This is a genomic window from Streptacidiphilus jiangxiensis (assembly GCF_900109465.1).
GTDB lineage: Bacteria > Actinomycetota > Actinomycetes > Streptomycetales > Streptomycetaceae > Streptacidiphilus > Streptacidiphilus jiangxiensis.
Genome location: NZ_FOAZ01000002.1, coordinates 405,956 through 419,873 on the forward strand (window position 1 = coordinate 405,956; position 13,918 = coordinate 419,873).

12 protein-coding genes are annotated in these 13,918 nt (G+C 70.9%); 7 read left to right on the forward strand and 5 right to left on the reverse strand.

Translation table 11 applies throughout. The features are described 5' to 3' along the window. Positions 1 to 4: 4 nt before the first annotated feature. Positions 5 to 274 carry a DUF2277 domain-containing protein gene (locus tag BMY61_RS05335; RefSeq protein ID WP_042443676.1) on the reverse strand — a complete coding sequence of 90 codons (270 nt, stop codon included), beginning with the start codon at positions 272 to 274 and terminating at the stop codon, positions 5 to 7. Between the two features lie 98 nt (positions 275 to 372). Between BMY61_RS05335 and BMY61_RS05340 the strand changes: the two genes are divergently transcribed. Both BMY61_RS05340 and BMY61_RS05345 read left to right on the forward strand, forming a co-directional pair. Next, complete coding sequence (locus tag BMY61_RS05340; RefSeq protein ID WP_042443678.1) at positions 373 to 564, forward strand: hypothetical protein; 192 nt, start codon at positions 373 to 375, stop codon at positions 562 to 564. Between the two features lie 220 nt (positions 565 to 784). Next, complete coding sequence (locus BMY61_RS05345) at positions 785 to 1,468, forward strand: hypothetical protein (protein WP_042443680.1); 684 nt, start codon at positions 785 to 787, stop codon at positions 1,466 to 1,468. Positions 1,469 to 1,492: 24 nt separating this feature from the next. Here BMY61_RS05345 and BMY61_RS05350 read toward each other — a convergent pair whose 3' ends face one another. After that, positions 1,493 to 1,912 carry a Fur family transcriptional regulator gene (locus BMY61_RS05350; protein WP_042443682.1) on the reverse strand — a complete coding sequence of 140 codons (420 nt, stop codon included), beginning with the start codon at positions 1,910 to 1,912 and terminating at the stop codon, positions 1,493 to 1,495. A gap of 123 nt (positions 1,913 to 2,035) precedes the next feature. On the opposite strand from BMY61_RS05350, the gene katG reads away from it, so the two are divergent. Next, a complete protein-coding gene (katG, locus tag BMY61_RS05355; protein WP_042443684.1) occupies positions 2,036 to 4,249 on the forward strand; it encodes a catalase/peroxidase HPI in 2,214 nt (737 codons plus the stop codon). A 72-nt stretch (positions 4,250 to 4,321) separates the two neighbouring features. Here katG and BMY61_RS05360 read toward each other — a convergent pair whose 3' ends face one another. Beyond that, on the reverse strand, positions 4,322 to 5,140 hold the full coding sequence (locus BMY61_RS05360; RefSeq protein ID WP_201777528.1) for an SAM-dependent methyltransferase: 819 nt from the start codon (positions 5,138 to 5,140) through the stop codon (positions 4,322 to 4,324). Positions 5,141 to 5,741: 601 nt separating this feature from the next. On the opposite strand from BMY61_RS05360, the gene BMY61_RS05365 reads away from it, so the two are divergent. Next, the gene (locus tag BMY61_RS05365; RefSeq protein WP_042443687.1) at positions 5,742 to 8,426 is read left to right on the forward strand and encodes a bifunctional YncE family protein/alkaline phosphatase family protein; all 2,685 of its coding nucleotides are present in this window, start codon (positions 5,742 to 5,744) and stop codon (positions 8,424 to 8,426) included. Between the two features lie 109 nt (positions 8,427 to 8,535). On the opposite strand, the gene BMY61_RS05370 is transcribed toward BMY61_RS05365, so the two are convergent. Next, positions 8,536 to 9,966 carry a dihydrolipoyl dehydrogenase family protein gene (locus BMY61_RS05370; protein WP_236655889.1) on the reverse strand — a complete coding sequence of 477 codons (1,431 nt, stop codon included), beginning with the start codon at positions 9,964 to 9,966 and terminating at the stop codon, positions 8,536 to 8,538. A gap of 185 nt (positions 9,967 to 10,151) precedes the next feature. Here BMY61_RS05370 and BMY61_RS05375 point away from each other — a divergent pair, with 185 nt between their 5' ends. Continuing rightward, a complete protein-coding gene (locus tag BMY61_RS05375; RefSeq protein ID WP_143094173.1) occupies positions 10,152 to 12,050 on the forward strand; it encodes a serine/threonine protein kinase in 1,899 nt (632 codons plus the stop codon). Positions 12,051 to 12,080: 30 nt separating this feature from the next. Continuing rightward, entirely contained in the window at positions 12,081 to 12,308 is a 228-nt protein-coding gene (locus BMY61_RS05380) for a hypothetical protein (protein WP_042443689.1), read from the forward strand. A 180-nt stretch (positions 12,309 to 12,488) separates the two neighbouring features. Here BMY61_RS05380 and BMY61_RS05385 read toward each other — a convergent pair whose 3' ends face one another. Beyond that, a complete protein-coding gene (locus BMY61_RS05385; protein WP_143094174.1) occupies positions 12,489 to 12,845 on the reverse strand; it encodes a DUF3592 domain-containing protein in 357 nt (118 codons plus the stop codon). A 288-nt stretch (positions 12,846 to 13,133) separates the two neighbouring features. Between BMY61_RS05385 and BMY61_RS05395 the strand changes: the two genes are divergently transcribed. After that, entirely contained in the window at positions 13,134 to 13,430 is a 297-nt protein-coding gene (locus BMY61_RS05395; protein ID WP_042443694.1) for a replication initiator, read from the forward strand. Positions 13,431 to 13,918: the final 488 nt, after the last annotated feature.

Sequence of the window (13,918 nt, forward strand, 5' to 3'; positions counted from 1 at the left end):
GGCCTCAGACGCCGGCCGCCTCCTCGACGGACTCGTGCGAGTGGGGGTGCGGATGCGCGTGCGGGTGCGCACCGCGGACGACGAGGGATTCCAGCAGCTCCTGGGTGGCCTCGGCGATCGCCTCGACGGCGGCGTCGAAGGCCTCCCGGTTGTGCGCCGCGGGGGCGCGGAAGCCGGAGACCTTGCGCACGTACTGGAGGGCGGCCGCACGGATGTCGGCCTCCTGCGGGTCAGGGGTGACCGGGGCCCGGAGCGTCTTGATCGATCGGCACATGCGTCCAGCGTAGGGCGGTGCGGCGCGGTGCGGTGGGGGTGCGCCGGGTCTACAGTGCTGGGAAGAGCCAAAACGTTCATGCAGGGCAGGAGGTACCAATGTCCCAGCCCCAGGGCGACGACGAGCGACCCACGCCGGACCGGCTTCTCCACACCGGAGCCGAACACCCGGTCGACCCGGAGGACCTGGTGCGCGCGAGCGGCCGGGAGCCGACTCCGGCACTGATCGAGAAGGCCCGCAAGGCCCTGGAAGAGCAGGGCGCCGCAGCCGTCGAGCGCCTGCTGCCCTGACGCTGCCCGACCTGCCGGACCCTGTCCGGACCTGTCCTGGCCTGCCGAACCTGTCCTGATCCCGGAAGCCCGATCCGACCACCTGCGCAACACCGGCCGGGTCGGGGTTCCGTGCGCCCCGGAGTCCCCGGGGGTCGACGGCGCGCAGCAGGCCGCGTCGTGGCGGGCACGCGGGGGTGTCTCGCCGAGCGCCGGGGCAGCCACCCCGAGAGAATGAGCCATGGTCAGCGACGCGCCCCAGGAGGGCCCGAGCGGAACACCCGCCGAGCGCGGCGAACCGTGGTGGCCGGTGGCGCTGGCGGTACTGATCGCGGGCGGACTGCACGTGGTGCTACCGGCGAGCTACCGCACCGCACCGCGCTGGCTGCTGCCGGCGATCCTGCTGGTGCTGCTCGCGGCGCTGGTCATCGGCGACCCGGGGCGCATCGACCGGCGCCGCCCCTGGCTGCGCGCCGTCACCAGCGTAGTGATCGCGTTCATCACCGTCGCCAACCTCTACGCCGCCGGACGCCTCGTCGCGGACATCCTGACCAACGACAAGCTCTACGCCAACAACGCCACCGCGCTGCTGGCCACGGGCGGCGTGATCTGGGCGACGAACGTGATCGCGTTCGGCCTGTGGTACTGGGACCTGGACCGCGGCGGCGCCGCCGCCCGCGCCCACCGGCCGTTCGACAACCCGGCGTTCGTCTTCCCCGAGATGCAGCACCGGGACTACGCACCCGCCGACTGGGTGCCGGTCTTCGCCGACTACCTGTCCCTGTCGTTCTGGACCGCGACCGCGTTCAGTCCCACGGACGTCTCCGCGATCAAGCACTGGTCCAAGCTGCTGATGATGGTCCAGGCGGCCGTCTCGCTCCTGCTCGGGGCACTGGTGATCGCCCGGGCGATCAACATCCTGTGAGCCGTGCCGCCGCTCCGGCGACGGTCACGCGCGCCCGGCGCAGTCGGCACACAGGCCGCGGTAGGTCACGTCGACGCCGAGCAGGGTGAAGCCGAAGCGCTCGGACGAGGGAAGCCCGGCGATCAGGTCACCCGACGGGTGGACGTCCCGGATGGCCCCGCACGACTCGCAGACCAGGTGCTGGTGGGCGTCGTGGGTGTTCGGGTCGTAGCGCTTGGCCCGGCCGTCGGTGCTGACCTCCAGCACCTCGCCGAGGCTCACCAGCTCGCCCAGGGTGTTGTAGACGGTGGCGCGGCTGATCTCCGGCAGCAGTGCCACGGCCCGGGCATGGATCTCGTCGGCCGTGTAGTGGACGTGCTCGCCGTCCAGGACCTGGGCGACCACGCGGCGCTGCGCGGTGAGCCGCCAGCCGCGCTCTCTCAGTCGTGCCAGCAGGTCACTCATGAAAGGAGACTAGCAAGAGAACCGGACGGTGTTCCAGATTAGTGGGACTGTTGACTTAGACACTGTCTAATGTAGGGTCGAAAACCGAAGTCGGACTCACTCCCCTAGCCCTCAAGGATGGCCATGTCTGAGAACGTCGACGCGAGCACGCAGGGCGCCGGTGGCTGCCCGGTCGCGCACGGGCGCGCGCCGCACCCGACCCAGGGCGGCGGCAACCGCCAGTGGTGGCCGCAGCAGCTGAACCTGAAGATCCTGGCGAAGAACCCGGCCGTGGCGAACCCGCTGGGCGAGGAGTTCGACTACGCCGCTGCCTTCAGCACCCTGGACCTCGCGGCCGTCAAGGCGGACATCGCCGAGGTGCTCACCGCCTCGCAGGACTGGTGGCCGGCCGACTTCGGGCACTACGGCCCGTTCATGATCCGCATGGCCTGGCACAGCGCGGGCACCTACCGCATCAGCGACGGCCGCGGCGGCGCCGGCGCCGGCCAGCAGCGCTTCGCGCCGCTCAACTCCTGGCCGGACAACGGCAACCTGGACAAGGCGCGTCGTCTGCTGTGGCCGGTGAAGAAGACCTACGGCAAGGCGCTGTCCTGGGCCGACCTGATGATCCTCGCGGGCAACGTCGCGCTGGAGAACATGGGCTTCACGACCTTCGGCTTCGCGGGCGGCCGCGCCGACGTGTGGGAGCCGGACGAGGACGTGTACTGGGGCCCGGAGACCACCTGGCTGGGCGACGAGCGCTACACCGGCGACCGCGAGCTCGAGGACCCGCTCGGCGCGGTCCAGATGGGTCTGATCTACGTCAACCCCGAGGGCCCCAACGGCAACCCGGACCCGATCGCCGCGGCCCGCGACATCCGTGAGACGTTCCGCCGGATGGCGATGAACGACGAGGAGACCGTCGCGCTGATCGCCGGTGGCCACACCTTCGGCAAGACCCACGGCGCGGGCCCCGCCGACCACGTCGGCGCGGACCCCGAGGGTGCCCCGATCGAGGAGCAGGGCTTCGGCTGGAAGAACAGCTTCGGCACCGGCGTCGGCAAGGACGCGATCACCTCCGGGCTGGAGGGCATCTGGACCAACACGCCCACCACCTGGGACAACAGCTTCTTCGAGATCCTCTTCGGCTACGAGTGGGAGCTGTTCCAGAGCCCGGCCGGCGCCAACCAGTGGCGTCCCAAGGACGGCGCGGGCGCCGACACCGTCCCCGACGCCCACATCGCCGGCAAGCGCGTCGCCCCGACGATGCTGACCACCGACCTGTCGCTGCGCTTCGACCCGGCCTACGAGCAGATCTCGCGCCGCTTCCTGGCCGACCCGGCCGCGTTCGCGGACGCCTTCGCCCGGGCCTGGTTCAAGCTGACCCACCGCGACATGGGCCCGATCGCCCGCTACCTCGGCTCCGAGGTGCCCGCCGAGCAGCTGCTGTGGCAGGACCCGATCGCCGCCGACACCCGCTCGCAGATCGACGCCTCCGACGTCACCAAGCTCAAGGCGGCCATCGCCGAGGCGGGCCTCACCGTCTCCCAGCTGGTCTCCACCGCCTGGGCCTCGGCCGCCTCCTTCCGCGGCAGCGACAAGCGCGGCGGCGCCAACGGCGCCCGTCTGCGCCTGCAGCCGCAGGCCGGCTGGGAGGTCAACGAGCCCGACCAGCTCGCCCAGGTGCTGCGCACCCTGGAGGGCGTCGCCGACGCGTTCAACGCGGCCGCGACGGGCGGCAAGAAGGTCTCCGTCGCCGACGTGATCGTCCTCGCGGGCGGCGTGGGCGTGGAGCAGGCCGCGCAGGCGGCCGGCCACAGCGTCGAGGTGCCGTTCACCCCGGGCCGCGGCGACGCGACCCAGGAGCAGACCGACGTCGAGTCCTTCGCGCCGCTGGAGCCGACCGCGGACGGCTTCCGCAACTACCTCGGCAAGGGCAACCGCCTCCCCGCCGAGTACCTCCTGCTGGACAAGGCCAACCTGCTGTCGCTCTCCGCACCGGAGCTGACCGTCCTGGTCGGCGGACTGCGCGTGCTGGGCGCCAACCACCAGCAGTCCACGGTGGGCGTGCTCACCGACCGCCCGGGCACCCTGACGAACGACTTCTTCGTCAACCTGCTGGAGCTCGGCACCACCTGGACCCCGACCTCCGCCGACGCGACCACCTTCGAGGGTCGCGACGCCTCCGGCGCGGTCAAGTGGACCGGCAGCCGCGCGGACCTGGTCTTCGGCTCCAACTCCGAGCTGCGCGCCGTCGCCGAGGTCTACGCGAGCGACGACGCCGAGGAGAAGTTCGTCACCGACTTCGTCGCCGCCTGGGCCAAGGTCATGGACCTCGACCGCTACGACGTCGCCTGATCTCCACCCTGAGCACGTGAGCGGGCCGGCCCTGGAGGGCCGGCCCGCTCACGTTTCCGCGACAGCGCCCGGTCAGCCGACGCGAGCGACGGCGGCCAGCGGCGAACCCAGGCCGCCCACCTCGTTCTCGTCCGCACGCCACTTGAAGTACGTCACGAGGCCCGGCTCGACCAGGCTGTAGGGCGCGAGCCAGTCCGCCACCGACGCGGGCGTGTGCATCACCAGCGGCGAGGACGCGTTGGCGTACACGGCCTCGGCCCGGTCGATCTCCTCCTGCACCATGTCGCCGCTGCTGGCGATGGACATCACCAGGTGGCTGCCGGGCGCCAGGCGCTCGGTGTAGGCGCGGATGACCGCGGCCGGGTCCTCCTCGCGGCGCACGAAGTGCATCACCGAGATCAGCAGCAGGCCCACGGGCTGGGAGAAGTCGATGGCGCCGGTCGCCTCGACCCGGTCGAGCACCTCCTTGGGCCGGCGCAGGTCGCCCTCCAGGGCGGTGACACCGGTCTCGGCGCGCAGCGCACGGGTGTGGGCGAGCACGACCGGGTCGTTGTCGACGTACACGATGCGGGCGTCCGGCTGGTGGCCGCGCACGATCTCGTGGACGTTGGGACTGGTCGGGATGCCCGCACCGACGTCGACGAACTGCCGGATCCCGCTCTCGGCCAGCATGCCGACCGCCCGCACCATGAAACGGCGGTTGGCCTGCGCGATGTCCCGCGCCATCGGCTGCACGGCCAACAGCCCCTCGGCCGCGGCCCGGTCGGCGGCGAAGTTGTCCTTGCCGCCGAGCAGGTAGTCGTAGACCCGTGCGGTGCTCGGCACGCTGGGGTCGAAGCCCATGGTGCCGTCGCCGTCTCTGCCCGCTGAGCCCCGGTCCGCCTCGGACATCCTCGCCCGCCCCTCGCCCTGTCGTCATGCACGCCGTGGTCGACATCATCGTCATGGTCGCCATGACACTCGATCAACTGTGCTGCGCAGTCTAGAGGACTCCGGCTGGACACAGCAGCGGCGCCGAGGTCCATGACAGGAGCCTCGGCGCGGCGGTGGGAATGCTCAGCAGCAGGGACGCTTACCGTGGTTCGCCCCGCCCCTGCGCTGCTTCTTCTTACGACGGCGCCTGGACGACATGGCCACTCCTCTCGCTACGGCGGCCCCTCCTCCACGCTGGCACACAACCTGCCCCGCGGCATCCCGGGAGCGAACGGACACGGAATTCGCCGTTCCGTCCCAGCCACTGCTCGGCGCCTCCAGTTCACTTGCACCGGACACGGACCGACTCAGTCGCCTCATGGCCGACGCCCAGGCGCACGCCACACACGACCAATTCCCGCAAACCTGGACATACGGCGTCAACTTGCTTCCCTGGAGCGACTGTTCTGCACATTCGCGCCCGCTCCCCCTGGCGTTCTCGTTCATGTCGCCTGACCACGCCAGAGTCACCACGGGGCCACCGGGGCGGTGGCCGTCGGTGCGCACAAGGAGCCTGGACATGCCCATACGCACGATGAGCCGTCGCGCGATGGTCCTCACCTCCACCGCTACGGCGCTCGCGCTCGGCGCGGGCGTCACGTTCGCCGCGACCGGCCTCGGCGGCACCACACTGGGCTCGAAGCGTGTGGGCCGGCAGGCGGACGGCTCCTACCTGACCGCGACCAACCAGTTCGTCACCCCCGTCGGCGACGTCATCAAGGAGGACAGCCGCCCGTTCGGCCTGGCCCTGCGTCCCGACGGGAGGACGGCCGCCGCGCTCGACTCCGGCGGCACCTCCCCCAACCTGGTCACCGTCTTCGACCTGGTCCACCACAAGGTGCTGCAGCAGATCGGCCACGGGCTGATCTCCGACGGCGGGATCCTCTACTCCCCCGACGGGAAGCACCTGTGGGCCGCGCAGCCGGGCAACCTGGTCCGCTACAACGTCGCCGCGAGCGGGTGGCTGAGCCACGCCGTCATCGTGCCCCTGCCCGGCTCGGGCGGCCGTCAGGCCGTGCCGACCGGTCTGGCCTGGGCGCCGGACGGCAGCCTGCTGGTCACCCTCAGCGGCAACAACACGCTCGCCGTGGTGAACGCCGGCAACGGCAGGGTGCTGCGCCAGGTCCGCGTCGGCAACGCGCCGAACAGCGTCGTGGTCGTCGGCGGCAAGGCCTACGTGAGCAACCAGGGCGGCCGGCCCGCCCGGGCGGGCGACCAGACCGACCTTTCCTACGGCACCGCGATCGTCACCGACAACGCGGCCCCCAGCACCGGCACCGTCTCCGAGGTCGACCTGCGCACCGGCCGCCAGGTGCGGACGTTCGCCGTCGGCCTGGAGCCGAGCGCGCTGCTCGCGATCGGCGGCGACGTCGTCGTCGCCAACACCGACGACGACAGCGTGACCACCATCGACACCCTGAAGCAGCGGGTCGGCCGCACCTTCAGCGCCGACCCGGCCCCGGGTGCGCCGTTCGGCGCGCAGCCCAACGGCCTGGCCATGCTGGACGCGACGCACCTGGCGGTGAGCCTGGGCCGGGACAACGCCGTCGCCGTCTACTCGTACGGCGGCGCCTACACCCAGCCGACGTTCGAGGGGCTCATCCCGACCGGCTCCTTTCCGACCGGCATCGCCCAGGACCGGCAGCTCAAGCGGCTCGTCGTGGCCAGCGAGCAGGGCCTCGGCTCCGTCGGCCCCGACGAGACGGTCGTCCAGGGCCTCGGCACCAAGCCCGCCACCGGTCACTTCGTCTACAACTACGTCGGGACCGTGCAGAGCATCGCCATGCCGACGGCCCGTCAGATGGCCGCCTACACGGCCCAGGTGTTCAAGAACAACCAGTGGAACGGCCTGCAGCAGCGCAACCTGAGCGGTGACGGCAGCGCCGCGCCGGTCGCCCTGCCGCTGCGGGTGGGCGACCCGTCGACGATCAAGCACGTGTTCTTCATCGTCAAGGAGAACCGCACCTACGACCAGGAGCTCGGCGACCTCGGCCGCGGCAACGGCGACCCGGCCCTGGCCCAGTTCGGCCGACAGGTCACCCCGAACGTCCACGCCCTGGCCACCCGGTTCCCGCTGATCGACAACCTCTACTCGGACGGCACCGACTCCGCCGAGGGCCACCACTGGCTGGACCAGGCATTCGTCAACAACTACCTGCAGCAGATGTACGGCAACTACACCCGCTCCTACCAGACCCTCGACCCGCTCAGCGACGTGAAGACCGGCTGGATCTGGGACGACGCACTGGCCCACGGCAAGTCCGTGGTCAACTGGGGTGAGCAGATGGACAGTTACGTCGACGCCTCGGGCAACCTGACGCCGCCCGGCAGTTGGGCCTCCTGGTACCACGACTCCCGGGTGATGGAGGGCAAGGCCGGCGGCCCGCTGAACCACCCGCTGGGCAGTTACACCGTCAAGACGGACATCCCCTCGCTGGCCCGGATCACCAAGCCGGACTTCCCCAACTTCGACCTCGGCATCCCGGACCAGTACCGGGCCGACCTGTTCCAGCAGGACTTCGCGCAGTACGTGCAGAACGGCAACCTGCCCGACCTCAACATGATGTGGCTGATGAGCGACCACACCGAGGGCACCAACCCGGGCGGCATCACGCCACGCGCCCACGTCGCCGACAACGACCTGGCGCTCGGCCGCATCGTCGACACCATCTCGCACAGCCCCTACTGGAAGGACTCCGCGATCTTCGTGATCGAGGACGACTCCCAGTTCGGCGTGGACCACGTGGACGGCCACCGCAACATCGCGATGGTCATCAGCCCCTACGCGAAGCCCGGCGCGATCGTCGACGACTACTACAGCCAGCTGAACTTCATGCGCACCATCGAGCAGATCCTCGGCCTGCCGCCGATGAACCAGGAGGACCTGGCCGCGGAGCCGATGTTCGACGCGTTCACCGACACGCCCGACTTCGCGCCCTACACCTACCTGCCCAACCGCATCCCGCTCACCGAGACCAACCCGCGTCCCGCGGCGGCGGGCAACGGGGCGGCGCAGGCGTGGGCCGCGTGGTCCGCGAAGCAGGACTACGCCCGCGAGGACATGATCAACATGGCCCAGGAGAACCGGGACATCTGGTACTCCACCAACGGGTTCAGCAGCCCCTACCCGGGTGACTCCTCCGTCCTGTTGCCCGACCAGGTCCCGGGCGGCGCCGCCACCCCGACCGGCGACACCGACGGCTGACCGGGGCGGGGCGGCACGGCCAGGGGCGGCACGGCACGGGGCGCCGCCGCGTGGCACGGGGCGCCGCCGCGTGGCACGGCACGGCGCGGCGCCGTGCCACGCGGCCGGTTCAGCCGGCTGACCCCCGGTAGGTCTCCAGCAGGCGCAGCCACACCTCGCTGATCGTCGGATACGCCGGGACCGCGTGCCAGAGCCGCCCGATCGGGACCTCGCCGACGACGGCGACCGTCGCCGAGTGCAGCAGCTCCGCCACGCCGGGGCCGACGAAGGTGACCCCGACCAGGACCTCCCGGTCCAGGTCGACCACCGCCCTGGCCCGACCCCGGTACCGGTCGACGTAGAGCGACGCGCCCGCGACGTTCCCGAGCTCGTAGTCCACGGCCCGCACCCGCAGTCCGCGCTCACCGGCCTCGTCCAGGGTGAGGCCGACCGAGGCGACCTCGGGGTCGGTGAAGACCACCTGCGGCACGGCGAGCCGGTCGGCGGTGGCCGCGCTGCGGCCCCACGGCTCGGTGTCCAGGCTCCGGCCCGCCGCGCGGTCGGCGATGACCGTCCCGAAGACCCTGCCCTGGTACTTGCCCTGATGGGTGAGCAGGGCGCGGTGGTTGACGTCACCGGCCGCGTACAGCCAGCCGCCCGGCACGTCGACGACCTGTCCGGTGACGTCCACCGGCAGCCAACTGCCCGGCGCCAGCCCGACCGTCTCCAGCCCCAGATCCGCCGTGGCGGGCACGCGGCCGGTCGCGAAGAGGACCTCGTCCATCCTGAGGGTCTCCGCACCGCCGAGCTCCAGCACCACCTCACCCCCGGGCACCCGCGACAGGCCGGCGACCGCGACACCGAAGCGGACGTCGACGCCCGCCTCCTTCAGCCCCTCCGCGACGGCCTCACCCGCGAACGGCTCCGTCCTCGGCAGCAGCGCACCGCCACGCACCAGCAGCGTCACCCGACTGCCCAGCGCGGCCCACGCAGTGGCCATCTCCACCGCCACGACCCCGCCGCCGACGACGGCCAGACGACCGGGCACCTCCTGCGCGCTGGTCGCCTCCCGGCTCGTCCACACTGCCGCCTCGGCAAGCCCCGGCAGGTCGGGCAGGGCAGCACGGGTCCCGGTGCAGACGGCGACGGCATGCCGGGCCTGCAACACCCGCCGCTCCCCGTCCGAGGTGTCGACCACGACCCGCCGCTCGCCGTCGAGACGCCCGTGCCCGCGCACGAGCGCGATACCGGTGGAGTCGAGCCAGGCCACCTGGCCGTCGTCCCGCCAGTGCGAGGCGAACTCGTCCCGCCGCCGCAGCACCGCGGCCGCGTCGAGCCGCCCCGTCACCGCCTCCCTCGTCCCCGCCACCCGCCGCGCCTCGTTCAGCGCGACAGCGGGGCGCAGCAGCGCCTTGCTGGGCATGCAGGCCCAGTAGCTGCACTCGCCGCCGACCAGCTCCCGCTCGACGACCGCCACCTCGAGCCCGCCCGCTCGCGCCCGCTCCGCGAGGTTCTCCCCCGTCGGTCCCCCACCCAGCACCACCACGTCGTAGGTGTCCACCCTGCGCACTCCTCGCTCGTCTCCGGCCCTCGCTCCTGACGGCTGCGCCGCTTTGAGGCCGGGCCCACGTGCCCTAGTCTCCAACTGACAGGGCGACACTTGGGGGACTGATCGCGTTGGCCGACGTTGTGTTCCGCTTCGAACCGCTTCAACCCGGTGACCCGGAGCAGGTCGGGAGCTACCGCTTGCGGGCCCGTATCGGCGTCGGCGGCATGGGGCGGGTCTTCCTCGCGTTCACTCCGGGGGGACAGCCGATCGCGGTCAAGGTCGTCAAGCCGGAGCTGACCCAGGACCCGAGGTTCGCCGACCGCTTCGCGCGCGAGGTGCGGATCGCGCAACGGGTCACCGGCAGCAACGTCGCCCAACTGCTCGACGCGGACCCGCAGGCCCCTGAACCGTGGCTGGCCAGTGTCTACGTGGCCGGGCCGTCGCTCCAGGAACTGGTGGTCTCCACCGGGCCGCTGACGCCGGACCACGTGCTGCTCATCGCGGCGGGCATAGGCCGCGCACTGGGGTCCATCCATCACGCCGAGGCGGTCCACCGCGATCTGAAGCCCGCCAACATCATGCTCGACGAAGCGGGGCCGAAGGTCATCGACTTCGGGATCGTCCGGTCGCTCGCCGCCTCGATGGCGGAACACACCACCGCGACACGCATCGGGACGCCGCCCTACATGTCGCCGGAGCAGGCCATGGGACGGCGGGTGACCCCCGCCTCCGACGTCTTCTCGCTCGGTTCCACGCTCTACTTCCTGGCCACCGGCCGTCTGGTCTTCGACGCGGACAACGCCCTGGGCATGGCCTACCGGGTCGTCCACGACGAACCCGTGCTGGACGGTCTTGACGCCAGGCTGGCGCGGTTGATCGGCACCTGTCTGGCCAAGGAACCGGGTGACCGGCCGACGCCCGCCCACGTGGTCGACCAGTGCACGCGCGCGCTCGGAACGATCGGTCCGGGCGCCTACCTCCAGATCGGTCAGGCCACCGACGCCATCCGCGGGCGGACCAGTGCACTGCGCGCCATCACCGCCGATGCCGTCGACACGACGGAGCTGCCCGCACCGGCCCGGCGCCCGGTGAGGACCAAGGTCGAGCCCGTCGAGCCCGTCAAGCCCGTCGTGCCCGTCGTGGCGCCTGGCCCCCGCCCCGGCGGCCCGGACCTCGGCGTCGGCGTCGGCGTCGGCGGCGCGGACCTCGGTGTGGTGGGCGGGCGACCCGTCCAGGGCAATGCCGGCGGTGACCGCCGAAACGCGCGGGCCGTTCCCGGCGTGATCGGCGCGCTGGCGGGCGCGGCGTGCGTGCTCGGACTCGTCGTCTGGCTTCCGGGCCATCTGCAGGGCAGCCTCAGCGCGGGGCAGACGACGGGCTCGACCACCCCGTCGCCGTCCATGACGATCAGCGCCACCCCGACCGACCCGAACCCGGACCCCTCCTACTCGCCGTCCCCGTCCGACTCCCCGTCCCCGTCCGACTCGCCGTCCCCGTCGGACTCGCCGTCCAGCTCCCCGGCCTTCTCCGCGAGCGACATGAACTCCGCGGACACGGACCCGGCTCCGTTCACCTCGGACGCCCTGCTTCCGCAGAGCTTCATCGACAGCAAGGGCGTCCACTACGCGCTCAGGGCGGCCGGGGTGCACGACTGCGTCGAGAGCGACATGAGCAGCAACGTGCAGGGGATCCTGCGCCGACACGGCTGCACCCAGGAGCTGACCGGCTCCTACACCGTGGACAGCAGCACGGTGACCAGCACCAGCGACGTCCTTGTCTCGGTGCAGATCTTCGCCTTCCCCGACGCGTCGACGGCCGAACAGATCTACACGGACCTGCCCGACACACAGTCGTGGGACTTCGGCATCTGGTGCCCGGAGTCCGGCAACGGCGCGAACCCCTGCTCCGGGAGCCCCAACTACGCGAGCGCGGCGAAGTCGGAGTGGGTCAACCACTTCTACCGGTACGTCATCGCGTCCACGGCGCTCTACACGGACCTGAGCTCGAGCACCGCCAACAAGGACTGGACCGACTCCGCCGCCAAGCAGGCCTTCGACTCGACCGGACCGGCCTACTACATCTCCACGCATTCATAGACGAGTTGTCCCGACCACGTCTGCGCGAGCATGACCCGCGCCCAGGAGGGCGCGATCTCATCAGCAAGAAACCAGACCCGGGCGGTGTTCCTGACCTACCAGGCCCGCGGCTACCTCCAGCGCGGAGAGGTCGAACAAGCCGTCGCCGCGACGAAGGCCTCAATGGATTTGGCGCAGCAAATCGGGGCCGACCGGTGTGTGACCCAGGTTCGAGAGCTGGCCCGGCACTGCGCCGCCCTCGGGACGTCGACGGCGTGACTGCCATCCTGGAGCGTCTGCAAGCAACCTAAGCAGTACATGCCCGATGCGGCTCTCGCCTGACGATTCTCCCGACCGCCCCGCCGTACGGACCGTCAACGGACCAGGCCAGACTTGCGGTCGCGGGTTCCACCCGCAGTCTTTGAGTGCTGATCGGCTCGTCACTGGACTTGGGTCGACTCAGGAGCGGACCGTGCGCCAGCCCAATACGAAGCAGACCAACGCGCCGGCGCACAGCAGGCTGGGGATCACCAGCTCTGCCCTGCGGAGGTTGGCGGACGCGATCGCGTCGGAAGGGTCGGACGGGTTGTAGACCACGCTGATCACATCGCCAACCTCTCCGGCGATGCCGGTCCAGGTGTCCGCTGGAGCATGCGGAGCGCGGCTGAAGTGGATCAGGTAGCTGGACTGGCGCCCGTAGTGCTGGGCATGGACGATGGTCGCGGTGGTACGCACGCCTTGTCTATCGAGGGTCCAGTAGAAGTGGTGCTCCCACTGTGCCACCCAGGCCAGCAGACCGAGCCCCACTGCTGCCAAGAAGACCGCAATGGTCCACCGTTGCGCCCGGCTTCGCGTCACCTGGTCGGCCGTCCCTCTTCGCACGCGATGATCTTCGCACAGCGGGGATCGTCGGGCACCGCATTCTGCCTCTGTACCTGGCCGGCCACGACCGCCGCCCTGACACGAGCGACTGGGTCACCTCCTTCGTCCGCGCCGAGCCCCCCGACGACGACCAGGGCGAGGCCACCATCAAGAGCGCCAACGAAACCGGGGCCCCCGACCACCGCATCACCCACCCCGACCGCATCCCTCATCTGCCCCTCAATGCTCACCAGCGAACTCGCCCGCCTCAACCTGCAAGCCTGGGCCCACACCCTCGGCTACCGGGGCCACTGCCTCACCAAGAGCCACACCTACTCCACCACTTACGGCGAACTACGCGCCGAACGCGCCAGGCATCAAGGTGCCCTCTACAGCCTCGACACCGGCGACGAGACGGTCACGGACTCGGCCTGGGCCCACGTGGGGTCCGGCCATTTGGAGGGCGAGGCCTTGGTCGCCGCTGGCATCCGGTCGGAGCAGGAAGAGGCAAGGGGTTGGGTGGGACTGCTCGATGAGTGATCAGCAGTCGCAGGGGGCTGGCGTGCGGGGGCAAGCACCCACGGAGGCTGAGCGCTGGGCCCAGTTCTGGGCGATCCTGGGCCGGGCAGCGGCAGAGAGGTATCTCCGGGAAGTCGGGAACGGGGACGTGGAAATCGGTGAGAGTGACGCACCCGATGCGGCCTAGAGCGTGTCTCTTTGACCGGTTGGCGAGAGGAAGCGAGTGCGAGTCCAGCTGTGGTTTCGGAAGGGCAAGGGGAGCGTCGCTCGTTCGTGCCTCGGCCTGCGCTGCGCCCTGCAATGATCATTCGGCGGCTTGAGTGGCAGCCGCCTCGTGACCCAGCAGTGGAGGAACCTTGTCGAGCGCTGAGAAGCAGACCTCCCGCAGGCCGTCTTGTAGTAGCAAGAAGCCTCCGGGTCGATCGGGTCGCGTCAGTGTCCGGGCCCCGGAGGCCAAACTCTTGTGATCCAGCCCTTGGACGTGCCCGGTTGCGGGAGGATTCCGTAGT

What these genes read in the sequence shown, in the direction of transcription:
- BMY61_RS05335 (WP_042443676.1), bottom strand. Translation starts at nt 274, where the DNA reads ATGTGCCGATCGATCAAGACGCTCCGGGCCCCGGTCACCCCTGACCCG.
- katG (WP_042443684.1), top strand. Translation starts at nt 2,036, where the DNA reads ATGTCTGAGAACGTCGACGCGAGCACGCAGGGCGCCGGTGGCTGCCCG.
- BMY61_RS05360 (WP_201777528.1), bottom strand. Translation starts at nt 5,140, where the DNA reads ATGTCCGAGGCGGACCGGGGCTCAGCGGGCAGAGACGGCGACGGCACC.
- BMY61_RS05380 (WP_042443689.1), top strand. Translation starts at nt 12,081, where the DNA reads ATGACCCGCGCCCAGGAGGGCGCGATCTCATCAGCAAGAAACCAGACC.
- BMY61_RS05340 (WP_042443678.1), top strand. Translation starts at nt 373, where the DNA reads ATGTCCCAGCCCCAGGGCGACGACGAGCGACCCACGCCGGACCGGCTT.
- BMY61_RS05350 (WP_042443682.1), bottom strand. Translation starts at nt 1,912, where the DNA reads ATGAGTGACCTGCTGGCACGACTGAGAGAGCGCGGCTGGCGGCTCACC.
- BMY61_RS05345 (WP_042443680.1), top strand. Translation starts at nt 785, where the DNA reads ATGGTCAGCGACGCGCCCCAGGAGGGCCCGAGCGGAACACCCGCCGAG.
- BMY61_RS05365 (WP_042443687.1), top strand. Translation starts at nt 5,742, where the DNA reads ATGCCCATACGCACGATGAGCCGTCGCGCGATGGTCCTCACCTCCACC.
- BMY61_RS05395 (WP_042443694.1), top strand. Translation starts at nt 13,134, where the DNA reads ATGCTCACCAGCGAACTCGCCCGCCTCAACCTGCAAGCCTGGGCCCAC.